This is a genomic window from Streptomyces sp. NPDC040622 (assembly GCF_055593965.1).
Genome location: NZ_JBVIXD010000004.1, coordinates 656,027 through 680,877, shown reverse-complemented (window position 1 = coordinate 680,877; position 24,851 = coordinate 656,027). Strand labels below are relative to the sequence as shown.

Genomic DNA, 24,851 nt, shown 5'->3' with positions numbered 1-24,851 from the left:
GACGACCTGATCAGTCGGCCTCGGGCTTCTCGGACGAGAACAGCCAGGTCTCGAAGAGATCCGAGAGGTCCTGCCCCGACTTCTTCTCGCACAGTGCGATGAACTCCTCGGTGTCGGCGTTCCCGTGCCGGTGCTCGCGCGTCCAGGTGCGCAGCACGGCGAAGAACGTGCGGTCGCCCACGGCCTCGCGCAGCTTGTGCAGCGTCATGGCGCCCCTGCCGTACACCGGCGAGTCGGAGACCCGGGTGGCGGTCGGGGGGTCGGCGACGGGGAAGTCCCAGATGCCGTCGCTCTCGGGGTGCGTGCCGTCGTAGAACGAGTCGAAGGTCTGCTGGGCGGTGCGGTGTCCGTGCTCCTCGTCCCACAGCCACTCGGCGTACGTGGCGAAGCCCTCGTTCAGCCACATGTCCTGCCAGGCGCGGGGCGTGACGGAGTTGCCGAACCACTGGTGGGCCAGCTCGTGGACGACCAGACGCTCGTCCGGTGCCTCCTGGAAGTACGGCCTGGTCTGCGTCTCCAGGGCATAGCCGAGGTCGGGGAGGTGGTCGACGACGGCGCCGGCCGAGGAGAAGGGGTAGGGGCCGAAGCGGTCACCGGCCCAGTCGAGGACCTCGGGCACCAGATCGGCGACGTCGACGGGCCCGTCCGCCTCGTCGGGGTCGACGGCCGTGTACAGGGGCAGGCCGTCGTCCGTCGTGCTGGTGGAGACGTCGAAGACGCCGGTGACGACGGTCGCGGCATGGCTCGGCATGGGCTCGGCGTTGCGCCAGCGGAACGTGGTGCGCTTGCCGTGCCGCCGCGTCTCGCGCAGCGTTCCGTTGCTGACCGCCGTGTACTCGGACGGCACGGTGACGTCGATGTCGTACGTCGCCTTGTCGCGGGGATGGTGGTTGCCGGGGAACCAGGTCATGGAGCCGGTGGGCTCGCCGAGCGCGGCCACGCCGTCGTCCGTCTCGATCCAGCCCTCCTCGCCGCCGTCGGCCGCCGTGAGCATCCGGGGCGTCCCGCCGTACCGGACGGTGGTCCTGAAGGTCTCGCCCTTGCCGATGGGCCGCCCGGGCGTCAGCGTCAGCTTGTGCTTCTTCCTGGCCACGCGGGCCGCGGAGCCGTCGACGTCGGCGTGGCGCACGCGCAGGCCCGCGAGGTCCAGGCTGAAGCGGGACAGGTCCTTGCTCGCCCGCGCGGTGATCACCGCGGTGCCCGTCAGGTGGTTGCCGTCCGGTGTGTAGTCGAGGGTCAGGGCGTAGTGGGCGACGTCGAAGCCGCCGTTGCCGAGCGTCGGGAAGAGGTGGTCGTCGACGCCGGTCGCGCCGGGGGAGCCGGATGCGGGGTCCGGCGCGGCGGACGTGCAGGCGGCCGTCGCGGTGAGGAGCAGGGCGAGCAGGAGCGCCGGGCTGCGGTGGCGGGGAGGGATGGCGGGCTCCTGACGGGGTGGGCCGGGCGGTGGGTCACAGGCGGCGGTGGGCGAGGCGGTTCCCGCCCGCGTCGAGCAGGACGAGGTCACGTGCGGAGCCGTCGCCGTCGTCGCCGTCCCACCAGGTGCGGAAGAGGCCGGTGAGGTCCTTGGCGGTGCCGCTCGACCGCGCGGAGAGGTCGGTCTTCACCTCGACGTCGTAGTCGTACGCGTCGTCGCCGTCCGCCTCCGTGAGTTCGACGGTGGACAGGGCCTGGGCGTGGCGTGCGGTGCGGGACTCGTCGGTGTCGCGGGCCCAGGAGCGGAACTGTTCGAGGAGGCGGTGGCGGGGCTCCCGTACGGCGTCGGGGCCGTCCCCGTCGCCCGGGGGACGTGTGTCGCACGCCGACAGGGCGAGGCAGAGCGCGGCGGCGGACGCGAACAGGGCGGGGCGGCGTCGGAACAGGGCGGGGCGACGCGGGAACAGGCCGCTGCCTTCCGCGTACACGTGGCGCATGGTGGGGTCACTCCGTCCGTCCGGTCGTCCGACGAGGAAGAGGGGCGGAGGCACACCGAGGTTGCCGCCGCCCCTCGTGCCGCCTCGAACGAGGGGCGGCGGCCCACGGTCAAGCGGGCGCCACCAACTGGTTCTCCGCGCCGATGCCGGAGGCGTTGCCGTCGGCGTAGAGGGTCAGTTCACCGTCGGACCAGCGCACGATGGTGTCGTCGGCCCAGGGGTTGTCGGTGAAGTCGCCGCCGCTGACGACCAGGGCGTGCTTCCACAGGTCGTTCGGGGCCTGCCACTTGTGCTCGCCCCAGGAGGAGCCGGTGCCGGTGAAGTCCTGGTACTGGGTCAGCTCGCCGTCGGACCAGCGCACGATCAGGTCCCAGGTGTCGTCGCCCGCGTAGTCCCCCGCGGTGATCTGGGTGGCGTGCTTCCAGGTGCCTGCTTCCGCGCTGCCCGGCGTGACGACCTTGATCTCCTTGCCGAGCCGCTTGTTGTCGCCGGTGTTCTGGTACAGCGTCACCTCGCCGTCCGACCAGCGCACGACGAGGTCGTCCTGCCAGTTGTTGCCGCCGAAGCGGCCCGCGGTCATCGCCTCGGCGTGCTTCCAGGTGCTGTTCGGCGCGACCAGCTGGTGCTCGCCGTGGAAGCCCTTCTCGTCGACCGAAGGGTAGAGCGTGACCTCGCCGTCGGACCAGCGCACGACGAGGTCCGAGCCGTTGTCACCGGTGAAGTCGCCCGCGACCACCTGCTTGGCGTGGTCGCGCCACAGGGCGTTCGGCCCCTGGACCCTGAATTCCTTGTCGAAGTGGTTCTTGGCCTTGCTCGCGCCGCGGTAGATGCTCAGCTCGCCGTCGGACCACGTCACGAACATGTCCATCCGGTCGTCGGGGACCGGGCCGTCGAGGGCGAAGTAGCCGTTGGCTATGGACGTGGCGTGCTTCCACGTGGCCGCGCCGGGCAGGACGGGGTCGGCCATCGGCGGCGGGCTGATGCTCGCCGGCTGCCTGCCCGCCTTCGCGGCGTCGTAGATCCGCTTGACGTCGTCGTCGAAGTACGAGGAGTACGAGGTGTTGGCGCTGTGGCCGCCGGTCAGCCAGCCGCCGGTGACGCCGATCAGCTTGGGCGACTCGCCGCCCGCGGTGATGAAGGGGCCGCCCGAGGTGCCGCCGACGTAGCCGTCGCAGTTGATCTCGGTGAAGGTGCCGCCGCGCCAGAGCCGGCCGTCCTTGTCCTTGGCGTTGCCGGAGGTGTACTTCCGCGTCGGCGTGGTGCAGCTGAGCGGGTCCTGCTTCGGCTTGTAGTTGCCGCCCCCGTACAGGTACGGGTAGCCGATGGCGTGCGCGGTGTGGCTGAAGCCGGTGTTGAAGCCCATCGGGACGGCGCCGACGACACTCTCGACGTCCTTGCCGTCGCCGCGCGGCTCGGTGGCGAGGAACGCGACGTCGACGTCGGTGTAGTCCTCCTCGCTCTTCTTGGACCCGGTGTAGCCGGGGTCCTTGAAGATGTGGCCCTTCTTGATGGGGTACATGCCGTGCGGCATCGGGTTCTTCGCGCTGTGCTGCGGCACGAAGACCAGGTTCGACTTCTGGTCGTTGCTGTCGAAGCAGTGCGCCGCCGACGCGATCAGGTTCTTGCCCGGGGACGGGACGACGGTGCCGCCGCAGAAGCGGTAGTCGTAGCGGTCCGGGTAGTCGTTGCCCGCCTTCTGCGCCCAGTAGAAGGTGCCGACCTCCTTGATGCCCTTGAAGGTGTGCGAGGGCGAGCGCAGCATGCCCTCGCGCGGCGCCTCCTCCCCGTCGCCCTGAGAGCTCCCCCGGTCTGTCCGGGAGTCCTTCTCGGCGTCCTCGGCCGCCGCGGCCTCACGGACCCGCTGCTCCTCGACCGGCCTGGCCTCGGCCATCCGCTCCGGCGTCCAGAACTTCTCCAGTTCGCGGGCCAGGTTCTGGCCGGGTTCCTGGTCAGGGGCCCGGGACGGCGACGCGTCGGGTGACTGGGCCGGCGTCCGCGTCGGCGGCTTCGTGGCCGGTTTCGACGGGGCCGGGGAGGCCGACGTGTCCGGGTCCGCCGACTCGGTGGCCGACGAGGACGCCGTCGAGGACGCCGTCGGTGCTGGTGCGGACGCGGCGGTGTGTGTCGGCTCCGTGGCGGACCAGGCCGGTCCCGCGCCGGTCAGGAGCGCGGCAGCGGCGGCCATCGCGGGCAGGCCGCGTTTCATTCTCACAGGTGTGTTCCCCCACAAAAAACGGACCCCGGGTGTAACGGGGTCCGATTGGTACAGATCAATCGAGAAGGTACGTTACGCACACATCGAACGATGTGTCGATTGGGGCATACACGACCAATTGCCTCGTAAGTGGCGTACAGCGCCTGATGGTTGATCGGAGAACGCAGTGGGGAAAACGCGGCGATCCGCGCGAACCGGGACGTATGCGGGGGCGCTGGCGGCGGGGGCGCTGCTCCTGACAGCGGGGTGTTCCGGGGGTGGCGGCGACGGATCCGCGCCCGCGCCGTCGGCGTCGTCGTCCCCGGCCGACGGTGTCCGCAAGGGGAACGGGACGGCGCACAAGGACGACCCCAATCTGCTGCGCGGGTTCCGCACCTGGCTGCGGACGAACGACACGAAGGACGACGACGCCCTGGCCGGCCATGCGCGCACCGTCCGCCTCGACTACCGGTCCGGCGACCGCGAAGGGGTCGTCGAGGTCCTCACCGACTACGGCCCCTGGGGCGCCGCCGAGGACCGAGTCGGACCGCTCGCGAAGGCGTTCACGCGGTGGTGGGACGGGGACCCGGCGGCCGGCAGCGCGCGCTTCCTCGGGCAGGGCGGCAAGACGGCGAAGGAGACCACGCTGTACGAGGGCGACGAGCCGTCGAACCTCCTGGCGCGGTTCCGCTCCTGGGCGGCCGGGAACTCCCCGGCGGCCAAACGCCTCGCTGGGCACGTCACCGCGCTCGGCATCGGCTACGGGGCGAAGGGCCCCGGAGCCGTCACCGTCACGACCGACTACCGCACGGACGAGGGCCACGGGACGCGGCGGAACCTCGACGCGCTGGGCGACGCGTTCGCCGAGTGGTGGGACGGCGACGAGGGCGCGGGAACCGTCGCCGTGACCAGCGAGGACCAGGGCAGCCGGGCCGAGCGGAAGTTGAGCGTTACCTGACCGCGGCCCGTTCACGGGCGTGAGATCTTGGCCTGGGCTTCCGGGATGCGTAGCGTGAAGATCCTTGGCAGCGCCCACCCGGTCACTGCTGAACGATGTCCGGAGTCTGCTGTCATTGGATGCTCGACCAGCCTCCGACCTGTGAGGGGACGGTGATTCATGAAGATCCTCATCAGCGCCGACATGGAGGGCGCCACCGGAGTGACCTGGCCTGCCGACGTGCTGCCGGGGACCGCGCAGTGGGAGCGGTGCCGGTCGATGTTCACCTCGGACGTGAACGCCGCCGTGCTCGGGTTCTTCGACGGAGGCGCCGACGAGGTGCTCATCAACGAAGCACACTGGACCATGCGCAATCTGCTCCTGGAGGACCTGGACGAGCGGGCCGAGATGCTCACCGGACGGCACAAGTCGCTCTCCATGGTGGAGGGGGTGCAGCACGGCGACGTGGACGGCATCGCGTTCATCGGCTACCACGCGGGCGCCGGCATGGAGGGCGTCCTCGCGCACACCTACCTCGCCAACCAGATCACCGGCGTCTGGGTGAACGGCGAACGGGCCAGCGAAGGGCTGCTGAACTCGCACGTCGTCGCCGAGTACGGCGTCCCCGTGGTGCTCGTCACCGGCGACGACCTCGCCTGCGAGGACGCCCTCGGCTACGCGCCGGGCGCCCTGAAGGTCGCCGTCAAGGACCACGTCTCGCGGTACGCGGCGGTCTGCCGCACCCCGGCGCGCACCGCCGCCGACATCCGGGCCGCGGCCAAGGAGGCCGCCGCGCTCGCCGTGCGCCACACGCCGGTGGCGGGCGGTCCGTTCACCGTGGAGGTCGAGTTCGACGCCGAGCACCTGTCGATGGCCTCGACCGTCGTACCCGGTGTGCGCCGTACGGGGGAGCGGAAGGTCGCCTACGACAGCGAGACGATGTACGAGGGGATCCGTACCTTCAAGGCGGTTACGACGATCGCCTCTGCCGCCGTGGAGGAACAATATGGCTGACCAGGAACACGTGCACGAACAGGGCCGGGGTGACGGTTACGAGGTCGACGCGCGTGCGCTCGACGAGGTCGTGACGTTCACCTCCGAGCTCATCCGCATCGACACCACCAACCGGGGCGGCGGCGACTGCCGCGAGCGGCCCGCCGCCGAGTACGCCGCCGAGCGGCTCGCCGACGCGGGCCTGGAGCCGACGCTCCTGGAGCGCACCCCGGGCCGCACCAACGTCGTCGCCCGCATCCAGGGCACCGACCCCTCCGCGGACGCGCTGCTGGTCCACGGCCACCTGGACGTCGTGCCCGCCGAGGCCGCCGACTGGAGCGTCGACCCGTTCTCCGGGGAGATCCGCGACGGCGTCGTGTGGGGCCGCGGCGCGATCGACATGAAGAACATGGACGCGATGATCCTGTCGGTCGTCCGGCAGTGGGCCCGGGCCGGGGTGCGCCCGCGCAGGGACCTCGTGATCGCCTTCACCGCCGACGAGGAGGCCAGCGCCGCCGACGGCTCCGGATTCCTCGCCGACCGGCACGCCCCGCTCTTCGAGGGCTGCACGGAAGGCATCAGCGAGTCGGGCGCCTTCACCTTCCACGACGGTCGGGGCAACCAGATCTACCCGATCGCGGCGGGGGAGCGCGGCACGGGCTGGCTCAAGCTCACCGCGCGCGGCAAGGCGGGCCACGGCTCGAAGGTCAACCCGGCGAACGCGGTGAGCCGTCTCGCGGGCGCCATCGCCCGGATCGGCGAGCACCGCTGGCCGGTCAGGCTCACCCCGACCGTGCGCGCCTCGCTCGTCGAACTGGCCACGCTCTACGGCCTGGAGACCGACCCCGAGGCGGCCGGCTTCGACGTGGACGCCCTGCTGGAGAAGCTCGGCCCGACCGCCGACCTCGTCGCGCCGACGGTCCGCAACAGCGCCAACCCGACGATGCTGCAGTCGGGTTACAAGGTGAACGTGATTCCGGGCGAGGCGGTTGCCTACGTCGACGGGCGCTATCTGCCCGGGGGCGAGGAAGAGTTCCGCCGTACGCTTGACCGGCTCACGGGCCCTGACGTCGACTGGGAGTTCCACCACCGCGAGGTGGCGCTGCAGGCGCCGGTCGACTCGCCGACGTACGCGCGCATGCGGGCGGCCGTCGAGGAGTTCGCGCCGGAGGGCCATGTCGTGCCGTACTGCATGTCGGGCGGCACGGACGCCAAGCAGTTCTCGCGGCTCGGCATCACCGGCTACGGCTTCTCGCCGCTGAGGACACCGGAGGGCTTCGACTATCAGGCGCTCTTCCACGGAGTCGACGAATGCGTCCCGGTCGACGCCCTGCACTTCGGCGTGCGGGTCCTCGACCGCTTTCTGCGTACGGCCTAGCGAAAATGGGGGAAGAGAAGGACATGATGCAGACCAGGGCGTACGGATCATGGCCGTCGCCGATCGACGCGCAACTCGCCGCCACCCACGACGGTTCGCCGGGACAGGTGGGCTTCGTCGGAGCCGAGACCTGGTGGACCGAGCCACGGCCCACCGAGGGGGGCAGGCGCGCACTGGTGCGCCGCCTGCCCGACGGCGAGGAGCGCACGGTGCTGCCCGCGCCGTGGAACGTGCGCAGCCGTGTCGTGGAGTACGGCGGCCACCCGTGGGCCGGGACCGAGCGCCCCGACGGGCCCCTCGTGGTCTTCGCCAACTTCGCCGACCAGCGCCTGTACGCCTACGAGCCCGACGCCCCCGACGCCGCGCCGCGACCCCTGACCCCGGTCTCGGACGTGGGCGGCGGGCTGCGCTGGGCCGACCCGGTGCTCCACCCGGAGCGGGGTGAAGTCTGGTGCGTCCTCGAGGAGTTCACCGGTGACGCGCCCACCGACGTGCGCCGCGTCATCGCAGCGGTGCCGTTGGACGGCTCGGCGGCCGACGACCGCGGTGCCGTGCGCGAACTGTCCGACGGCAGGCACCGGTTCGTCACCGGGCCGCGCCTGTCGCCCGACGGCACCCGCGCCGCCTGGATCGCCTGGGACCACCCCCGCATGCCGTGGGACGGCACCGAGCTGATGCTCGCCGAGGTGGGCGAGGACGCCGCCTTCGGTGCGGCGCGGACCTTCGCGGGCGGCCCCGAGGAGTCGATCGTGCAGGTCGAATGGGCCCGCGACGGACGGCTGCTGTTCTCGAGCGACCGCAGCGGCTGGTGGAACCTGTACCGGGCGGACCCCGACGACGCCTCCGGCGTGCGGCCGCTCTGTCCGCGCCAGGAGGAGTTCGCAGGACCCCTCTGGCAGATCGGCCTCAACTGGTTCGTGCCGCTGGACAGCGGTCTCGTCGCCGTCGTGCACGGCAAGGGCGCCACCGCGCTCGGCATACTCGACCCCGAGACGGGCGAGATCGTCGACGCGGCGGGACCCTGGACGGAGTGGTCCGCCACCGTCGCCGCGCACGGCTCGCGGGTGGTCGGCGTCGCCGCGAGCCCGCGCAGCGCGTGCGAGGTCGTGGAGCTGGACACCTGTACCGGCAGGGCCCGGGTGGTCGGCGCCGCCCACGACGACCCGGTGGACCCCGCGTACTACCCCGAACCGCAGATCCGCACCTTCTACGGACCGGCGGGGCGCGAGATCCACGCGCACATCTACCCGCCGCACCACCCCGGCCACATCGCCCCCGACGACGAGCTGCCGCCCTACGTGGTGTGGGCGCACGGCGGGCCCACCGGACGCTCGCCGCTCGTCCTGGACCTGGGCATCGCCTACTTCACCTCACGCGGCATCGGTGTCGCCGAGGTCAACTACGGCGGCTCCACGGGGTACGGCCGCGCCTACCGCAACCGGCTGCGCGAGCAGTGGGGCATCGGTGACGTCGAGGACTGCGCCGCCGTCGCCCACGCGCTGGCCGACGAGGGCACCGCCGACCGTGCCCGGCTCGCCATTCGCGGTGGCAGCGCGGGCGGCTGGACCACGGCCGTGTCGCTGACCAGCACGGACGTCTACGCCTGCGGGACGATCATCTATCCCGTGCTCGATCTCACCGCGTTCGCGTCGGGGGAGACCCACGACCTCGAATCCCGGTACCTTGAGTCGCTCGTGGGCCGGCTCGACGAGGTGCCCGGACGGTACGCGGAGCGCTCGCCCGTGCGGCACGCCGAGCAGATCACCGCGCCGTTCCTGCTGCTCCAGGGGCTGGACGACGTGGTGTGCCCGCCCGCCCAGTCCGAGCGGTTCCTCGCCAGCATGGAGGGGCGCGGCATCCCGCACGCCTACATCGCCTTCGACGGCGAGGGACACGGATTCCGCCGCGCCGACACCATGGTCCGTGCCATGGAGGCGGAACTCTCCCTGTACGCACAGGTGTTCAGGATCGAGCTCGCCGGGCCCGTGCCCACCCTGGAGCTCGCCAAGTGAGACCCCTCGTACGGCCCGCGCGCCTCACGCCCGGCGCGCGGGTGGCCGTCGTCGCGCCGAGTGGTCCCGTCCCCGACGACGGCCTCGAAGCGGGCCTCGACATCCTGCGCGGCTGGGACCTGGACCCCGTGGTCATGCCCCATGTGCGCGACCGGCACCCGGAGTTGGCGTACCTGGCGGGGTCGGACGCCGACCGCGCCCGCGATCTGGAACGCGCGTGGTGCGACCCGTCCGTGGCCGCCGTCCTCTGCGCCAGGGGCGGGTACGGCGCGCAGCGCATGGTGGACCTCGTCGACTGGGCCGCGCTGCGGGCCGCCACCCGGGCCGCGGGGCCCAAGGTGTTCCTCGGCTACAGCGACGTCACCACGCTGCACGAGGCCTTCGCCGCGCGCCTCGGCATCGCCACGCTGCACGGGCCGATGACGGCCGTGACCGGCTTCCTCAAGAACGCGCGGGCGCAGGAGCACCTGCGCGCGACGCTCTTCGCGCCCGAGGACACCCGGGTGGTGCGGGCCGCGTCCCCGCACGCGTCGGCACTGGTCGGCGGCAGGGCCCGGGGCGTCACGCTCGGCGGCTGCGTGTCGCTGCTCGCCGCCGAGCTCGGTACGCCGGGCGCGCGGGCCTCCGCTCGGGGCGGCCTCCTGTTCATCGAGGACATCGGCGAGGAGGCGTACCGCCTGGACCGGATCCTCACCCAACTCCTGCGCTCCGGCTGGCTGGACGGTGTGGCGGGGGTCGCGCTCGGCTCGTGGGAGGAGTGCGGCACCCGCGACGAACTGCGGACGCTCTTCGCGGACCGGCTCGGCGGGCTCGGTGTCCCGGTTTCCGGGGAGTTCGGGTTCGGCCACTGCGAAGGGGCGCTGACGCTGCCGTTCGGCGTGGCGGGCGAACTGGACGCGGACGCGGGGACGTTGACGCTGGACGAGCCGGCGCTGGTCTAGGGCCCGCGCCCGGCATCCCGCGCGCACCCTTCACGGAATCTCCGGACAGAAACCGCCGTCACGGGCGTTGACCTCCGTATGACACGTGTCACAACATGACCTCGGCCGGTTACTTACCGGTCGGTAGTCGACACCGTCGTCGGCAGTCCTCAGCGTGGAGGTCCCCCTTGTCCCGTCGCCGTGCCCTGACCCTCGCCACCGCGGCGGCGCTCGCCGCCCCGCTCGCGCTGACCGCCCCCGCCCCGGCGGGCGCCGCGGGCCAGTACACCGTCACCGCCCTGAAGTTCACCGTCGAGGCGGGTGGCAGGAGCTGCGCGGTCGACGCCGACCTGTACCGGCCCGCGGGCGTGGATGCCGCGCACCCCGCGCCCGCCGTGCTCTCGACCAACGGTTTCGGCGGCAGCAAGTCCGACGGCGGGACCGCCGCGGTCGGCAAGGCCTTCGCCGGGCGCGGCTACGTCTCGCTCGTCTACTCCGGCCTCGGCTTCGGCAAGTCCGGCTGCCTGATCTCCCTCGACGACCCCGAGATCGACGGCAGGGCGACCGCCGGGCTCATCGACTTCCTCGGCGGCAAGCGCGCCGCCGACGACGGCACCAAGGCCGACTACGTCACCGCCGACGCCGAGGGCGACCCGCGCGTCGGCATGATCGGCGGCTCCTACGGCGGGGCGATCCAGCTGGCGACGGCCGCCGTGGACCACCGCGTGGACGCCCTGGTCCCGATGATCACCTGGAACGACCTCGCGTACTCCCTCGACCCCAACAACGCCGCCGACCGCAGCGTTCCGGGCGCCGCCAAGTGGCAGTGGATGAACGGCTTCTACCTCATCGGCGAGGGCCAGCCGCTGCTCGTCCCGAACCTCGACCCCTCCCGCATCAACTCGCTGGGCTGCCTGCACTTCGTCACCCGGGCCTGCGACACGATCCGCACCCTCAACGCGGGCCGCTACCCGGCGGACAAGACCGAGGCCCTCCAGAAGTTCGCCCGCGGCGTGTCCCCGGTCTCCTACCTGAGCAAGGTGAAGGCGCCGACGCTCCTGGTCCAGGGGCAGGCCGACACCCTGTTCAACCTCAACGAGGCCGAGGCGACGTACAAGATGCTCAAGGCCCAGGGCACCACGGCCAAGATGATCTGGCAGTCCTGGGGGCACAGCGGCGGCATGAACGACCCCGCGAGCGGCGAACTCAACCTGGAGGCGGGCAACCTGGAGACGTCCTACGTCGGCAAGCGCGTCCTGTCCTGGTTCGACCGCTACCTGCGGCAGAACAAGGGCGCCGACACCGGCCCCGCCTTCGCCTACTACCGCGACTGGATCGGCGACCCGAACAGCACCTACGCCACCGCCGCCGACGTCCCCGAGGCCGACCGCAGGCTGTACCTCTCCGGCGACGGCAAGCTCGTCGACAACCGCGAGAAGGTGGCACGCGGCAGCCGCGAGTACCGCAACTGGCTCATCCCCACGAGCCACTCGGAGTCCTCGCTCGCCGGCCTGATCGGCCTGCCCGACCCGGCGCCGCACGACACCAAGGGCACCTACCTCGACTGGACGACCGAGCCCTTCGCCGACGCGGTGGACGTCGTCGGCGCCCCCAAGGCGACCCTGAAGGTCATCTCGCCGAGGACCGAACGCGTGCAGCACTCCGGTGACGCGGCCGACAAGCTCGTCCTCTTCGCCAAGCTGTACGACGTCGCGCCCGACGGCAAGAAGACCCTCGTGCACCGCCTCGTCTCGCCGGTGCGGGTGCCGGACGTCACGAAGCCGTTCACGCTCTCCCTGCCCGGCATCGTGCACCGCTACGAGAAGGGCCACCGGCTGCAGTTCGTGGTGGCCGCGAGCGACGGGGCCTACGGCGGCAACAAGGGCGTGAAGCCCGTGACCGTGACCAGCACCCCCGAGGACACCGGCGTCCTCTCCCTGCCGGTCGTCCGCCCCTGACGTCACCCGTACGGCCCACCGTCACGCCCCGGAGGCACCCCCACCGCGCGCGCTCCGCCCCCCGGCTGCCCATGCTGGGGAGCGGGGGAGGCCGGCGTACCTCTGACGGAAGGGTCCACAGCATGAGCCCCAAGACCTCCACGGGCGGCTCCCAGAGCGGCGCCTCGGGCGGCGGGCTGATGACACCCGGCAGGGTGGTCGTCGCCGCTGTCGTCGTCCTCACCCTCGTGTTCATCTTCGAGAACACCCGCAGCACCAAGATCCGCCTCCTGATCCCCGAAGTGACCGTCCCGCTGTGGATGGCTCTCCTCGGCACAGGAGTGATCGGTGCCCTGTGCGGGGCCTACTTCATGCGGAGGCGCAAGTGAGGGAGCGTACGACGACGCGGGCGAGGGTGCGCCTGGCACGGGCGGGGGTGGTCGTGGGCGGCGCCGCCGCGGCCACTCTGATGGCGGTCACCGCGGCCACCGCGGCAGGGCCGCCCCTGCCCGACTGGCGGGGCAAGGGCCTCATCCACGTCTTCAACACCGTCGACGCCCACACCCGGGTCGACGTCAGGGACATCGGCGGCGGCCCGGGCAGGCACGTGCTGTGGCCCTTCAACTGGAAGGTGTGCACCCAGTCGCCCGCCGCGGGACAGCAGCTCAACGGCGGCCCCCTCACCATCGGCGTGGTCAAGAAGGAGGAGCGGTGCCCCGCGGTCCCGCCCCGCGCGCCCGCGGCGCGGTGATCCGGGATGCCGCGCCCCGGGACGTCGCGCCCCGGGCCTGCGGATAGCGTGGACGGATGTCCGATCACGCCGCCCCGCCCGCCCCTCGCGCGGGCATACGCCCGCTGACCCTCGCGGACAGCGCCGAATTCACCGCACGCGCGCGGGAGAGCCGGGAACTGCACAGCCCCTGGCTCTTCCCGCCCCGCACGGACGACGCCTATCTCGCGTACGCGCGCGTGCTCATCGACGACCCGGCCAGGGCCGGCTTCCTGGTGTACGAGCGGGACAACGGTGCCGTCGCCGGGTTCATCAACATCAACAACATCGTCCACGGCGCGTTCCGCTGCGGCGCCCTCGGCTACGGCGCCTTCGCGCACGCGGCCGGGCGCGGCCTGATGGGCGAGGCGCTCGGACTCGTCCTGGACCACGCCTTCGGGGAACTCGGCCTGCACCGCCTGGAGGCCAACATCCAGCCGGCCAACGCCCCCTCGATCGGCCTGGTCCGCCGCGCCGGATTCCGCCTTGAGGGATTCTCGCCGGACTTCCTCTTCATCGACGGGGCCTGGCGCGATCACGAACGCTGGGCGATCACCGCCGACAGGGGCCGGGAACCGGCCGCCGAAGCGGCCTGAACCCCTGGTAGATGTGCCACGCAACCATGCCTCGTCCCGCTCGTGTGCCCGACTTCACCGAGAGTGTTGAAAGGGTCGGCGTACGTCACCCAGGATGGGCGGCATGCGGAATATCGTGGTCGTCGACGCTCCCTCGAACCTGGGCCTGCGCCCGCCCGCCCCCGGCACCGTGCCCGGCTGCTACAAGCTGGCCGGCGCCCTCAGGGAGCGAGGCATCCTGCGTCGGCTCGGCGCTCTCGAAGGCGGCGTCGTCGTCCCGCCGCGCTACGACCGCGGGGACTGGCAGGAGGGCGACGGCGTCTTCAACGCGGCCGCCATCGCCGCGTACACCCGCAAGCTCGCCGACCGCATCGAACAGCACGTGCGCGCCGAGGACTTCGTCGTCGTGCTCGGCGGGGACTGCTCCATCCAGCTGGGCGCCGCGCTCGCCCTGCGCCGCGTCGGCCGGTACGGCATCGCGTCCGTGGACGGTTCGGCGGACTTCCGCCACCCCGGCAACTCCGACCGCGTCGGCGCCGCGGGCGGCGAGGAGCTCGCCCTCGCCACCGGCCGCGGACAGGACGACCTCACCGACATCGAGGGGCTGCGGCCCTACGTGCGCGACGAGGACGTCTGCCTCTTCGGGATGCGGGACGGCGACGAGGACCGGGCGGAGTTCACCGCCCTGAAGATCGCCAACGCGACGGTCGGCGAGCTCAGGAAGTGGGGCCCCGAGAACATCGGCCGCGCCGTCGCCCAGACCCTGGAGGTCCCCGAGCTCGACGGCTTCTGGGTGCACCTGGACGCGGACGTCCTGGACCCGTCGGTGATGCCCGCCGTCGACAGCCCCGACCCCGACGGGCTGCTCCCCGACGAACTCCTGGAACTGCTACGGCCTTTCGTGCGCTCGCAGCGCTGCGTCGGCCTCAACGTCACCATCTACGACCCCGACCTCGACCCGGACGGGAAGGCGGGCGACGTGTTCGCCGACGTGATCGTGGAGGCACTCGTGGGGAGCTGAGCCCACTCGGGCCGTGCGACCGCGGCCCCCTCGCCACGCGACTCCGGTCGGCCTTTGCACAATTCTGACCTGGGAGGCCTCTGGTCGGCGTCCCGCCGAGCGTGTTCCATGGTGATCGTGAAGACCACCGTGCGACGCGATGTACTGACCCTGCCCGCCGCCGACCCCGGACCCGAGAACCCGCTCCCGCCGCTGCTGGCGCTGCGGGACGTGCACACCCTCGACGAGCGGGCCAAGGAAGGGCTGCCGCGCGACATGGCGCGGCAGCTCGGGTACGCGCCGCTCGGTTCACCGCTGCCCACCCGGGTGCGGGACGCGTACGGCCGCGAGCGCGCGAAGACGCGGCTCGACGTGATCGTCGTCGAGAACGACCGGCTTCGCGCCACCGTCCTGCCCGGGTACGGCGGCCGCGTGCACTCCCTCGTGCACAAGCCCACCGGACGCGAACTGCTCTACCGCAACCCGGTGCTGCAGCCCGCCGCCTTCGCGCTCAACGGCGCCTGGTTCTCCGGCGGCATCGAGTGGAACATCGGGGCCACCGGCCACACCACCCTGTCCTGCGCCCCCGTGCACGCGGCCCGCGTCCGGGCACCCGACGGCGGCGAGATGCTGCGCCTGTGGGAGTGGGAACGGCTGCGCGACCTGCCCTTCCAGGTGGACCTGTGGCTGCCGGAGGACTCCGACTTCCTGCACGTCGGCGTCCGCGTCCGCAACCCGCACGAGAAGCCCGCGCCCGTCTACTGGTGGTCGAACATCGCCGTGCCCGACGAACGCAGGGTGCTCGCACCGGCCGACGAGGCCTGGCACTTCGCGTACACGGGCGCGCTGCGGAAGGTCCCGGTACCGGAGTTCGAGGGCACCGACCGGACCTATCCGCGGCGCAGCGAGTACCCCGCCGACTACTTCTACGACGTGCCGGACGGCGAACGGCGGTGGATCGCCGCGCTCGACGACGCCGGGCACGGGCTCGTCCAGACCTCCACGGACCTGCCGCGCGGCCGCAAGCTCTTCCTCTGGGGCACCGGCACCGGCGGGCGCCGCTGGCAGGACTGGCTCACCGAACCGGGCACCGGCGGCTACGCCGAGATCCAGTCGGGTCTCGCGCGCACCCAGCTGGAGCACGTACGCCTGGACGCCGAGAGCGAGTTCAGCTGGCTGGAGTCGTACGGGCCGCTGTCCGCGAACGCGGAGCGGGTGCACGGCGACTGGGCGGGCGCCCGGGAGGAGGTGGCGGCCCGGCTCACGGACGCGCTGCCGAGGGACGCGGTCGACACGGCGTACGCGTCCTGGCTGACCCGCGCCGACGACGAACCCGGCGAGGTGCTCGCCACCGGCTCCGGCTGGGGAGCCCTGGAAGTCGTGCGCGCCGGGTACAAGCTGCCCGGCACGCCCTTCGCCGAGTCGACGCTCGGCCCCGAACAGGAACCGTGGCTGGAGCTGCTGCGGTCGGGCGCCGTGCCCGAGCCGCGCAAGGTCGTGCCGCCCGGGCCGACGCTGGTCGCGCCGCACTGGCGGGACATGCTGGAGACGGCGCCCGCACGGCCGATCGCCGAGTACCACCTGGGCATCGCGCAGTGGCACGCGGGCGACCGGGCGCAGGCCGTCCGCAGCTGGGAGCGCGGCCTGGAACTCGCCCCCTCGCGCTGGCCGTTGCTGCGCTGCCTCGCCGTCTCCGACCACGCGGAGGGCAACACCGGGCGGGCCGCGGACCGGTACGCGGAAGCCTTCGACGACCTGTGCCAGGAGCGGCGCGACGACGGGGCGATCTGGACGGGCGTCACGGCCGCGCTCGGCCGTGAGGCGATCACCGCGCTGCTCGCCGCGGACCGTGCGGAAGAGGCCCGCGCGGTCTGGACCCGCCTCCACGCAGCCACCCGCGGCGAGGGCCGCTTCCGCCTCCTGGAGGCCCAACTCCTCTACGCGGAGGGCGACATGGCAGCCGTGCGCGCGGTCTTCGAGTCCGGCTTCGAGGTGGCCGACCTGCGCGAGGGCGCGGAGACGCTGGGTGAGCTGTGGGCGGCGGCGACGGGTGAGGGGATACCGGCGGCGTACGACTTCCGGATGCGTCCCGTGCAGGACTGAGGCGGAGCACCGGCGTGAGGGGTGCGGCCGTCACCGGGCCGCACCCCCCTTGGCTCACACCAGTTCGCCGTCGCGGGCGACCACGCGGCCGCCGTGCACCACCAGGTCCCGCTGGGGCATGTCCACGATCGCCTGGGGGATGCCCTCACCGCGCATGAGGAGGAAGTCGGCCGGGGCGCCCGGGCTGAAGTCCGCGTGGCGCAGGCCCATGACGTCGGCGCCACCGTGGGCGCCCACCCGGTAGCAGTCCGTCAGCTCCTCGTCGAGGCGGACGTCGGTCACCCAGCCGAGGATGTGCGTGCGGTGGAGCATGTCCGCGTTGCCGAACGGGCTCCACGCGTCGCGCACGCCGTCCGAGCCGAGCCCGACCCGCACCCCGTGCTCGTTCAGCTTCGCGACGGGCAGCACCAGCGACTCGTTCGGCGCGACCGTCGTCAGGGAGATGTCGAGCTCGCCCAGGTCGGCCGCCATCCGGCCCAGCTCGCCGTCGGACAGGTTCGGCAGGCAGAAGACGTGGCTGACCGTGACCTTGCCCCGCAGGGAGAGCGCCCGGGTGCGTTCGATGATGGCCCGCAGCACCTTCGTGCCCTTCTCGTCCCGGTCGTGCAGGTGGATGTCCACGCCCACCCCGTGCCGGTCCGCCAGGCCGAAGACCAGGTCGAGCTGCTCGTCCATCGCGTGGTCGAAGCTGATCGGGTCGATGCCGCCGATGAAGTCGGCGAGCCCGGAGCGGGCGGCCTCCTCCAGGAGCTCCTTCGTGCCGGGCGCGCGGACCACACCGTGCTGCGGGAACGCCACGATCTGCACGTCGAGCGCGCCCCGCAGCCGGTCCCGTGCGTGGGCGACGCCCTCCAGGCCCGCCAGGTCGAAGGCCGGTGCCACGTCCGCGTGGGCCCGCATGGCACGGGTGCCGCGCGTCACGGCGTGCGCCATCAGGCCGTACGCGCGCTCGCCGACCGGGCGGGGCTGGCTCTTGAACAGCTCCACGTCCTGGGCCGCGTAGTCGGCGATGCCGCTCGCCGGCTTCCGCGTCACCCAGGAGCTGCCCCACGTCGTCTTGTCCGGGTGGATGTGCGCGTCCACGAGCGACGGCAGCGCGATCCGGCCGCCGCCCTCGACGACCTTGGCGCCCTGGGGCGCGGGCCGGTCCGATATCCGCCCGTCGACCACGGTGAGGTCCACGGCCTTCTTCGCGCCCAGCGGGCGCACGTCGCGGAAGACCACGGCCTTGGCGTGGTGGCGGTCGTCGGCAGAGGCAGAGGCAGAGGCAGAGGCCGAGGCGGAGGCGGAGGCGGAGGCGGTACCGGACGACGATACGGCGGCTCCGGTGCCGGCCAGGGCGGCGGCGCCGGCGAGCATGCCGCGGCGGGACAGGGGTGTCATGAGGACTCCTTCGGGTCGGGCAGGTCGGGCAGGGCGGGCAGGTCCGAACGGGTTTACCGGGCGGGGATGTTCAGAGCGCGAAGCCCGAACGCACCACGCGCACCGGCTTCTTGAGGACGCTCATGTCGGAGAGCGGGTCGCCGTCGAGGAGGATCGCGTCACCGGCGAACCCGCGGACCAGACGACCCACTTGGCCCGCGAGCCCCAGCAGACGCGCCGCGCCCGTGGTGGCCGTGCGGATGGCGTCGAGGGCGGGCAGCCCCGCTGCGCGCATCAGCTCCACCTCGCGCCCGATGGGCGTCACCTCGCCGCCGGAGGAGTCCGTGCCCGCGGCCAGCGGGACGCCCAGCTCGTGGGCGGCGAGCACCGCGCGCTTCAGCACCGGCAGGTAGGTGCGGCCGCGCTCGGCGAGGACCGGGTCGGAGGATTCGACGAGCCCGGCGATGGCGGAGAGGGTCGGCGTGAAGTACGTGCCCCTGCGCCGCATCTCGCGCAGCGTCCTCTCCCCGACGTACACGCCGTGCTCCAGCGAGCGCACGCCCGCCGTCACCGCGTCGTGGCAGCCCTTCTCGCTGTAGCTGTGGCACAGCACGCCCTTGCCGCCGCGCCGGGCGGCCGCGACGACGGCGGACAACTGCGCGCGGTCGTACACCTGGGCCAGCGGGTCCTGCTCGGGGAGCCCGGCGCGTTCGTTGACGCGGGTCTTGATGACGTCGGCGCCCCGCGCGAGGTTGACCTCGACGACCCGGCGCAGCGCCTCGGGGGAGCGCACGCCGTCGCGGAGCCGGGCGAGCGGCGTCAGGTCGGGGTCGGCGAGCACGGTGTCGCCCAGGTCGGGCGTGACGAAGATGCCCGCGGCGCGCAGCCGGGGCGCCAGGTGCGGCGCCTGACGGGCCAACTCCCTCACGGCGATGTCCTGGTAGAAGTTGGTCGAGCCGCTGCGGGCCGAGGTCGCGCCCGCGTGCACCGCGTCGCGCGCCTCGGCCGCGGTGTTGAGGTGGATGTGCGCCTCGACGAGCCCGGGCAGGATCCAGCGCCCGTGCGCCTGGAGCACCTCGGCGCCCTCCGGCACCCGGGTGCCCTCGCGGCTGCCCGACGCGTGCACGACCCCGTCGGCGATGACGACCACGGCGTCCTCGGTGACCTCGCCGGTCGCGGGGTCGAGCAGGGTGCCGCCCTCGATGACCAGGTCGCCGCCACCGTTCGCCCCCGGGCCGCGGGTGTCCGTCCGTCGTGCGCCCGCCGCCGCGGCCGGGACCGGGGCGGCGGAGAGCGCCGCCGTCGTGCCCGCCAGCGCCGCGGCACCGGCGAGGATGCCGCGCCGGGTGAGCCGGGAGGACGGGGGAGGGGTGTTCTCGACGCACATAGGGGCGACTCCGGGGTGGCGGGGGGAGGGGGCAGAGCGATGGGAGAGAGCGGAGGGGGTGCGTCCGCCAGTTTGTATACCAAACGCCGTTCTCCGCAAGGGGCGGCAAGGGCGGTGCGGGTGATTGCGCGGCAATTACCGGAAACGTCGGGGTGGCGAATGTGCTTGGTATACAGAGCCGGGATTTCCGGAACCGGGGCCAGCCGGGGTCAGCCGGGACCGGCCAAGCCCACCCGGCCGGACTCAGGCCGGTTCGTCCGCCTCGAAGAGCGACTTCAGCGCCACCGTCTGGCTGTCCCGCACGTGCAGCAGCGTGCTCGCCGCCGCCGTGTCCTCGTCGCCCGCCGCGATGTGCCGGTAGATGAGCCGGTGCTGGGCCCGCATGTGGTCCGGCTCGGCGCGCATGCCGAACAGGAGCTGGAGCTGCCAGCTCAACTGCTCCATGGTGCGGGCGAGCAGCGGGTTGCCGGAGAGCGCGACGATGCCCTCGTGGAACGCGGTGTGCGCGGCGACCTCGCGCGCGCCGTCGTCCGCGTCCGAGGCCCGCTCCGCGTGGCCGAGGGTGGCCCGGAGCGCGGAGAGGCCCGGCGGCTCCTCGGGCGCGCGGCTCGCCACCCGGCGGGCCGCGAGCCGGGACGCCTGGACGGCGAGGGGCTCCCACACCTCGTACAGGTGCCGCACGTCGGTACGTTCCAGGCGGCGCACCCGCACACCGCTGTGCGGCAGGAGCTCCAGCATGCCCTCGGCGACCAGGGAGCGCAGGGCCTCGCGCACGGGGACGCGGGACATCCGCAGCTCCTCGGCGACCTCGCGTTCCACCAGGCGGGCGCCGAGGGCGTAACGGCGGTCGACGATGCGCTGGCGGACGGCCTCGCGGGCCCGGGCACTCAGTGACGTCCGCTCGGCGCCGCCCGCCGTACCGCTCGCCGCGTCATCCGTCGTGCTGCCCGCCACGTGCACCGTCCTCCGTTCGGCCTGGGCCCGCGGCCCGGGGGGACGCCTGCCCCGCCGTGGAGGATACGGGTCAGCTCCCGACGACGCGGCGGTCCGCGTACTCGAAGACGGAGCCGTCCGGGTGCATGGCGATGAGGTTGCGGCCCGCGGGGGTGGGGACCGGGCCCGCGACGACCCGCGCGCCGGAGGCGTTCAGGACCATGTAGGCCTCGTCGACGTCCTCGACCGCGATGGTGGCGGCGACCTTGCGGAGCACTTCGAGCTCCTTCTCCGGGCCGCTCATCAGGAGGAAGCAGCCGACGGCCGCGACGGATACGCCGCCGCGCTCGAAGCGCATGGCGGTGCCGCCCGCGAGCCGTTCGTAGAACGCGACGGAGGACTCCAGGTCCTCGACGCAGATCCGCAGTGTGGTTCCCAGGATCTCCATGGATGGAACGCCCTCACCTCTTCGAACCGGTCACCGGCTCCGCAACGATTTCATGATTGCCAGCCCGGCCGCCACCGCCTCCCCCGAGAAGATCCCCCCACCGGCTCCCGGTCAACTCCCCGCCCCCCTATGCGTATCCGTACGCAGACGCGCCGGAGGGCGGCACAGTGCGGTGCCGCCCTCCGGTTCGTCGCGCCCGCCGTCAGGACTGGGGACGGCTGCCGTGGTTCGCGCCGTTCTTGCGGCGGGCCTTCTTCTTGCGGCGTCGCTTCGAGGACATGGATACCTCCGTGGTTCCGTGGTGCTTCCCGGGTGCGAATCCGGGCGATCATGCGCCGCCTACCCAGCAGACAATCCCGACATGGTGTGTCCTGTGTCACGTGTGGCTGCGGGGGCGGACCCGGTGTCCGGGGCGTGCGCGTTACGGGTCGGGCCGCCCGGGTACCCGGGCGCCATGACTGGCCCCGACACACCCCTGACCGGCCTCGACAAAGGCCTGACCGACGAACTGGTCCGGACGATCCGCGCCGAACTGCGCGAAGAGCTGCGCGAGCAGACCAAGAAGCAGCGGCGCGCGGCCACGCTGTACGCCGCGTCCGGCACCGCCGCCCTCTACGCCGGTGCCGCGGTGGCCCTGGCCCTCGGCCTGGTCATCGACATCGGCCTGCCCGACTGGGCGGCCGCCCTGATCATGGCCGCCGTGCTCGGCGCGGCGGCGGTCCTGCTGCGCAACGCGGCACGGCAGCGGCCCGGCCGGGACACCGGGCGGCCCGGAGCCCGGGCGCTGCCGGAACCCGGTGGCAGCGGGCTCACCGCCCCCGTCGTACCCCCGGGCGGGATCGACGCGCCCGCGCCCCCGCCGATGCCGCCCACCGCACCGGCCTCGCCGGCCCCTTCGGCCCCTTCGGCGGGCCGCGCCGGTGTCCCCGGCACGCCCGGCCCGGACGCGCCGCCCCGCCCGGAGCGGTGACCGGCTCCCGGCGCGGTGACCGGCGCCCGCGCCCCGGCGGGACGGCACCGCCGTCCCGTCCCGGCCGCCCGGTCACCGCCACCCCGTGAGCGCCACGACCTCGGCCGCGATGTCCGTCAGCGAGCGGCCGTCCGTCGCGACGCGGTGGGCGTCGGGCGCCGCGTGCTCGGCCAGGTGCCGCGCCATGAACCGGCTGCGCCGCAGCTGCGGTGCGAGCTCCGAACCCCGTTCGCGGGCCGAGAGGCGCTCCTCGACCGTGGCGTCCGTCGCGGTCAGCAGGACCCGGACGAGACGCGGCCCGTCCAGCGCCTTCGTGAACAGCTGTTCCTCACCGGCGAGGACGCTCGCGGTGTTCACGTAGACGAGCCGACGGCAGCCCAGGTCACGGTAGTTGGCCCAGATCGCCGCGAGATTGCGCTCCGTGATGCCCGAGCGGTCCGGGTCGCCCGGCGGTGTCGGGTGCACCGCGTCCAGGAGGTCGCCCTCCACCAAGGCGTGTCCGACGTCCGCGGCCCGCAGCAGGGCCGCCACCTCCCGTCCCACCGACGACTTGCCGGCGCCCGACCGGCCGCCGATGAGCAGCGCTTCCGCGCCCCGCTGTGCACGCTCCATGGGCCGAGCCTGGCAGGACGTCCCGCCCCGGCGCGACCGCGATTCACGCGAGCGCCGATCACGCGACCCGGAACTCCGCCACCTCGTCCGTGCGCATCAGCAGCCCGTGGCCGATGCCGCCGTCCGGGCGGACCGTGCCCCCCGTCGGGTCGAGCGCCCCGTCGAAGAACATCGACTCGATCCGCACATGGTCGTGGAACCACTCGATGTGCCGCAGGTTCGGCACGCACGCGGCGGCCGCGGCATGCGCGTGCGGCGCGCAGTGCGCCGAGACCTCCAGGCCGTGTGCCTGCGCGAGCGCCGCAGCGCGCAGCCACTCCGTCAGGCCGCCGCAGCGCGTCGCGTCGAGCTGGAGGCAGTCCACGGAAGGGATCATGCGGGCGAAGTACGGCAGGTCGTAGCCGTACGCGCCGGCCGTCACGTCGCACACCAGCGCGTCCCTGACCAGCGCGAGCCCCCGCAGGTCGTCCGAGGACACCGGCTCCTGGAACCAGCCCACGCCGTGCTCGGCGAGCACCCGGCCCACCCGGACCGCCTGTTTGCGCGTGTAGCCGCCGTTGGCGTCGACGTACAGCTCGGCCTGCGGGCCTATGACGTCGCGCGCGGTGCGGACCCGGGACACGTCACGGGCGGCCGCCCGTCCCCAGGCCTCCCCGACCTTGATCTTCACGCGCGGGATGCCCTGCCCGTGCACCCAGCCGTTCAGCTGCGCCGCCAGGTGGGTGTCGTGGTACGTCGTGAAGCCGCCGCTCCCGTAGACGGGGACCTCGTCGCGGGCCGCCCCGAGCAGACGGACCAGCGGGAGTTCGAGGAGGCGCGCCTTCAGGTCCCACAGCGCGATGTCGACCGCCGAGATCGCGCACGAGGCGGCCCCCGGGCGGCCGGTGTTGCGGACCGCCTTCGTCATCGCGTCGTGCGCGGCGGGGATGTCGAGGGCGTCGAGCCCCACGACCGCGGGGGTGAGCTGCTCCTTGACCAGGGCGGCCACGGAGGCGGGGGCGTAGGTCCAGCCCGTCCCCGTCGCGTCGCCCGCCGTGACCTCGACGACGACGAGTGCCGTGGAGTCCCAGGCGAAGGTGCCGTCGGCCTCCGGTCCGTCGGCGGGCACCGTGTACGCGGAGACGGCGGGTCGTTCGATGGGGACTTCGTGCTTCATCGGATCGGTCCTCGGTCGGCGAGCGCGGAGGTGGGCAGGGGAGTGCGGTGGCGGGTCCGGGAAGCGCGGGGGACAGGGTGCCGCGCGTCCCGAGTCGTCAGCCGGGGCCCTGCGGCAGGGCCGGCGGGGCGTCCTGCACCTGCGGGAGCACCTTCGTGCGGTAGAAGTCGAAGAAGCCGCGCTGGTCCGGGCCGATCTGGCTCACGTACACCCGGTCGAACCCGGCATCGGCGAACGCCGTGAGCCCCGCGACGTGCTCGTCGACGTCGTCGCCGCAGGTGAAGGACGAGCCGGCCATCGCGTCGGTGACCAGCGGGTCGAGCTGCTCGAAGTGGCGCGGGGTCGGCAGGATCTGCCCCATCTCGCCGGGCAGCAGCTGATTGCCCCACACCTCGCGGGCCAGGCGTGCCGCGGCCTCGCGGTCGGGGCCGTAGCTGACCTTGAGCCCGCCGCTGACCGGCTTTCCGCCCCCACCGCCCTTGCGGTAGTGGGAGACCAGCGTCTCGTCGGGCCGCATCGTCACGAAGCCGTCGCCGATGCGGGCCGCGAGCGCCGTCGCCTTGGGGCCGAAGCCGGAGACGTCGATGGGCACGGGCTCGTCCGGCACCGTGTACAGGCGGGCCTTCTCGACGGTGTAGTGCGTGCCCCGGTGGCTGACCTCCTCGCCGGTGAAGAGGTTCCGCATGATCTGGACCGCCTCCTCCAGCATCTCCAGGCGGGTGTGCACCGGCGGCCACGCGCCGCCCAGGATGTGTTCGTTGAGCGCCTCGCCGGTGCCGACGCCGAGCCGGAAGCGGCCGCCCGACATCACCGCGCTCGTCGCCGCGGCCTGTGCCACGACCGCCGGGTGCATCCGTACGGTCGGGCAGGTCACCGCCGTCTGCAGGGGCAGCGACACCGCCTCCGTCAGTGCGCCGAGCACCGGCCAGACGAACGGGCTCTGCCCCTGCGCCGCGTTCCACGGGTGGTAGCGGTCGGAGATCCACAGCGCCTGGAACCCGGCCTGTTCGGCCATGCGGGCCTGTTCGACGAGTTCGGCGGGGCCGAACTCCTCGGTGGCCAGGAAGTATCCGTACTCGGGCATGGGCGCGCACCTCCGGAGCGGCGGAGCGGGAGCGTGACGGACACGGCTGCGGGTAACCCCGGGGCGCGGCGGCAAACGGCGTTCGCGGCCCCGGCGCGGGTGCGGTCACGGGGAGCCCGTCGGGCCTGCGGAGGAGAGTTTGGTGTCCGCCGGGCAGGGGCACGCGGGGGT

At 73.0% G+C, this 24,851-nt stretch carries 23 protein-coding genes; 12 read left to right on the top strand and 11 right to left on the bottom strand.

All coding sequences use genetic code 11. The annotated features are described in order from the left end of the window. Positions 1–10: 10 nt before the first annotated feature. The 3 genes from ACZ592_RS14705 to ACZ592_RS14695 all read right to left on the bottom strand — a co-directional run bounded on the left by ACZ592_RS14705 (position 11) and on the right by ACZ592_RS14695 (position 4,116). Positions 11–1,414: a M1 family metallopeptidase gene (locus tag ACZ592_RS14705; protein ID WP_471581939.1), complete on the bottom strand. Its 1,404-nt coding sequence runs from the start codon at positions 1,412–1,414 to the stop codon at positions 11–13. A 34-nt stretch (positions 1,415–1,448) separates the two neighbouring features. Beyond that, the gene (locus tag ACZ592_RS14700) at positions 1,449–1,910 is read right to left on the bottom strand and encodes a hypothetical protein (RefSeq protein WP_471581887.1); all 462 of its coding nucleotides are present in this window, start codon (positions 1,908–1,910) and stop codon (positions 1,449–1,451) included. Positions 1,911–2,019: 109 nt separating this feature from the next. After that, entirely contained in the window at positions 2,020–4,116 is a 2,097-nt protein-coding gene (locus ACZ592_RS14695; RefSeq protein WP_471581886.1) for a trypsin-like serine peptidase, read from the bottom strand. Positions 4,117–4,291: 175 nt separating this feature from the next. Between ACZ592_RS14695 and ACZ592_RS14690 the strand changes: the two genes are divergently transcribed. The 11 genes from ACZ592_RS14690 to ACZ592_RS14640 all read left to right on the top strand — a co-directional run bounded on the left by ACZ592_RS14690 (position 4,292) and on the right by ACZ592_RS14640 (position 16,728). Next, positions 4,292–5,062, top strand: coding sequence for a hypothetical protein (locus ACZ592_RS14690; protein WP_471581885.1), 771 nt, complete (start codon positions 4,292–4,294; stop codon positions 5,060–5,062). A 159-nt stretch (positions 5,063–5,221) separates the two neighbouring features. Then, complete coding sequence (locus ACZ592_RS14685; protein ID WP_471581884.1) at positions 5,222–6,055, top strand: M55 family metallopeptidase; 834 nt, start codon at positions 5,222–5,224, stop codon at positions 6,053–6,055. Then, positions 6,048–7,412, top strand: coding sequence for a M20/M25/M40 family metallo-hydrolase (locus ACZ592_RS14680; protein WP_471581883.1), 1,365 nt, complete (start codon positions 6,048–6,050; stop codon positions 7,410–7,412). The genes ACZ592_RS14685 and ACZ592_RS14680 overlap by 8 nt, the downstream gene beginning before the upstream one ends. A 26-nt stretch (positions 7,413–7,438) precedes the next feature. Continuing rightward, positions 7,439–9,424, top strand: coding sequence for a prolyl oligopeptidase family serine peptidase (locus ACZ592_RS14675; RefSeq protein ID WP_471581938.1), 1,986 nt, complete (start codon positions 7,439–7,441; stop codon positions 9,422–9,424). Then, on the top strand, positions 9,421–10,365 hold the full coding sequence (locus tag ACZ592_RS14670) for a S66 peptidase family protein (protein ID WP_471581882.1): 945 nt from the start codon (positions 9,421–9,423) through the stop codon (positions 10,363–10,365). Before ACZ592_RS14675 ends, ACZ592_RS14670 begins: the two co-directional genes overlap by 4 nt. Before the next feature lie 167 nt (positions 10,366–10,532). After that, on the top strand, positions 10,533–12,302 hold the full coding sequence (locus tag ACZ592_RS14665; protein ID WP_471581881.1) for a CocE/NonD family hydrolase: 1,770 nt from the start codon (positions 10,533–10,535) through the stop codon (positions 12,300–12,302). Positions 12,303–12,424: 122 nt separating this feature from the next. Next, positions 12,425–12,670, top strand: coding sequence for a LapA family protein (locus ACZ592_RS14660; protein WP_471581880.1), 246 nt, complete (start codon positions 12,425–12,427; stop codon positions 12,668–12,670). Continuing rightward, positions 12,667–13,032, top strand: a complete 366-nt coding sequence (locus ACZ592_RS14655; RefSeq protein WP_471581879.1) for a hypothetical protein — start codon at positions 12,667–12,669, stop codon at positions 13,030–13,032. The genes ACZ592_RS14660 and ACZ592_RS14655 overlap by 4 nt, the downstream gene beginning before the upstream one ends. Before the next feature lie 56 nt (positions 13,033–13,088). Next, positions 13,089–13,646, top strand: coding sequence for a GNAT family N-acetyltransferase (locus ACZ592_RS14650; RefSeq protein ID WP_471581878.1), 558 nt, complete (start codon positions 13,089–13,091; stop codon positions 13,644–13,646). A gap of 103 nt (positions 13,647–13,749) precedes the next feature. Beyond that, on the top strand, positions 13,750–14,646 hold the full coding sequence (locus ACZ592_RS14645; protein WP_471581877.1) for an arginase family protein: 897 nt from the start codon (positions 13,750–13,752) through the stop codon (positions 14,644–14,646). Positions 14,647–14,754: 108 nt separating this feature from the next. Further along, entirely contained in the window at positions 14,755–16,728 is a 1,974-nt protein-coding gene (locus ACZ592_RS14640; RefSeq protein ID WP_471581876.1) for a DUF5107 domain-containing protein, read from the top strand. Between the two features lie 54 nt (positions 16,729–16,782). Here the strand turns inward: ACZ592_RS14640 and ACZ592_RS14635 are convergent, their stop codons facing one another. From ACZ592_RS14635 to ACZ592_RS14615, 5 genes are all read right to left on the bottom strand, one after another. Continuing rightward, positions 16,783–18,111, bottom strand: coding sequence for an amidohydrolase (locus tag ACZ592_RS14635; RefSeq protein WP_471581875.1), 1,329 nt, complete (start codon positions 18,109–18,111; stop codon positions 16,783–16,785). A gap of 70 nt (positions 18,112–18,181) precedes the next feature. Further along, positions 18,182–19,477, bottom strand: a complete 1,296-nt coding sequence (locus ACZ592_RS14630) for an amidohydrolase family protein (RefSeq protein WP_471581874.1) — start codon at positions 19,475–19,477, stop codon at positions 18,182–18,184. Between the two features lie 243 nt (positions 19,478–19,720). After that, on the bottom strand, positions 19,721–20,431 hold the full coding sequence (locus ACZ592_RS14625; RefSeq protein ID WP_471581873.1) for a GntR family transcriptional regulator: 711 nt from the start codon (positions 20,429–20,431) through the stop codon (positions 19,721–19,723). Between the two features lie 70 nt (positions 20,432–20,501). Beyond that, positions 20,502–20,858 (bottom strand): VOC family protein, encoded by a 357-nt coding sequence (locus ACZ592_RS14620; RefSeq protein ID WP_471581872.1) that lies wholly within the window; start codon positions 20,856–20,858, stop codon positions 20,502–20,504. Between the two features lie 202 nt (positions 20,859–21,060). Further along, positions 21,061–21,138 carry a 50S ribosomal protein bL37 gene (locus ACZ592_RS14615; protein ID WP_370443954.1) on the bottom strand — a complete coding sequence of 26 codons (78 nt, stop codon included), beginning with the start codon at positions 21,136–21,138 and terminating at the stop codon, positions 21,061–21,063. A 174-nt stretch (positions 21,139–21,312) separates the two neighbouring features. On the opposite strand from ACZ592_RS14615, the gene ACZ592_RS14610 reads away from it, so the two are divergent. After that, on the top strand, positions 21,313–21,828 hold the full coding sequence (locus ACZ592_RS14610; protein WP_471581871.1) for a phage holin family protein: 516 nt from the start codon (positions 21,313–21,315) through the stop codon (positions 21,826–21,828). 72 nt (positions 21,829–21,900) lie between these two features. On the opposite strand, the gene ACZ592_RS14605 is transcribed toward ACZ592_RS14610, so the two are convergent. From ACZ592_RS14605 to ACZ592_RS14595, 3 genes are all read right to left on the bottom strand, one after another. Beyond that, a complete protein-coding gene (locus tag ACZ592_RS14605) occupies positions 21,901–22,440 on the bottom strand; it encodes a nucleoside/nucleotide kinase family protein (protein WP_471581870.1) in 540 nt (179 codons plus the stop codon). A gap of 58 nt (positions 22,441–22,498) precedes the next feature. Then, positions 22,499–23,596 carry an enolase C-terminal domain-like protein gene (locus ACZ592_RS14600; protein WP_471581869.1) on the bottom strand — a complete coding sequence of 366 codons (1,098 nt, stop codon included), beginning with the start codon at positions 23,594–23,596 and terminating at the stop codon, positions 22,499–22,501. A gap of 97 nt (positions 23,597–23,693) precedes the next feature. After that, entirely contained in the window at positions 23,694–24,680 is a 987-nt protein-coding gene (locus tag ACZ592_RS14595) for a TIGR03557 family F420-dependent LLM class oxidoreductase (protein WP_471581868.1), read from the bottom strand. Between the last annotated feature and the right edge of the window lie 171 nt (positions 24,681–24,851).

Coding starts and splice junctions, on each gene's coding strand:
- ACZ592_RS14675 (WP_471581938.1), top strand. CDS start 7,439: ATGCAGACCAGGGCGTACGGATCATGGCCGTCGCCGATCGACGCGCAA.
- ACZ592_RS14605 (WP_471581870.1), bottom strand. CDS start 22,440: ATGGAGCGTGCACAGCGGGGCGCGGAAGCGCTGCTCATCGGCGGCCGG.
- ACZ592_RS14635 (WP_471581875.1), bottom strand. CDS start 18,111: ATGACACCCCTGTCCCGCCGCGGCATGCTCGCCGGCGCCGCCGCCCTG.
- ACZ592_RS14610 (WP_471581871.1), top strand. CDS start 21,313: ATGACTGGCCCCGACACACCCCTGACCGGCCTCGACAAAGGCCTGACC.
- ACZ592_RS14600 (WP_471581869.1), bottom strand. CDS start 23,596: ATGAAGCACGAAGTCCCCATCGAACGACCCGCCGTCTCCGCGTACACG.
- ACZ592_RS14700 (WP_471581887.1), bottom strand. CDS start 1,910: ATGCGCCACGTGTACGCGGAAGGCAGCGGCCTGTTCCCGCGTCGCCCC.
- ACZ592_RS14650 (WP_471581878.1), top strand. CDS start 13,089: ATGTCCGATCACGCCGCCCCGCCCGCCCCTCGCGCGGGCATACGCCCG.
- ACZ592_RS14620 (WP_471581872.1), bottom strand. CDS start 20,858: ATGGAGATCCTGGGAACCACACTGCGGATCTGCGTCGAGGACCTGGAG.
- ACZ592_RS14615 (WP_370443954.1), bottom strand. CDS start 21,138: ATGTCCTCGAAGCGACGCCGCAAGAAGAAGGCCCGCCGCAAGAACGGC.
- ACZ592_RS14685 (WP_471581884.1), top strand. CDS start 5,222: ATGAAGATCCTCATCAGCGCCGACATGGAGGGCGCCACCGGAGTGACC.
- ACZ592_RS14695 (WP_471581886.1), bottom strand. CDS start 4,116: ATGAAACGCGGCCTGCCCGCGATGGCCGCCGCTGCCGCGCTCCTGACC.
- ACZ592_RS14595 (WP_471581868.1), bottom strand. CDS start 24,680: ATGCCCGAGTACGGATACTTCCTGGCCACCGAGGAGTTCGGCCCCGCC.
- ACZ592_RS14645 (WP_471581877.1), top strand. CDS start 13,750: ATGCGGAATATCGTGGTCGTCGACGCTCCCTCGAACCTGGGCCTGCGC.
- ACZ592_RS14640 (WP_471581876.1), top strand. CDS start 14,755: ATGGTGATCGTGAAGACCACCGTGCGACGCGATGTACTGACCCTGCCC.
- ACZ592_RS14680 (WP_471581883.1), top strand. CDS start 6,048: ATGGCTGACCAGGAACACGTGCACGAACAGGGCCGGGGTGACGGTTAC.
- ACZ592_RS14660 (WP_471581880.1), top strand. CDS start 12,425: ATGAGCCCCAAGACCTCCACGGGCGGCTCCCAGAGCGGCGCCTCGGGC.
- ACZ592_RS14630 (WP_471581874.1), bottom strand. CDS start 19,477: ATGTGCGTCGAGAACACCCCTCCCCCGTCCTCCCGGCTCACCCGGCGC.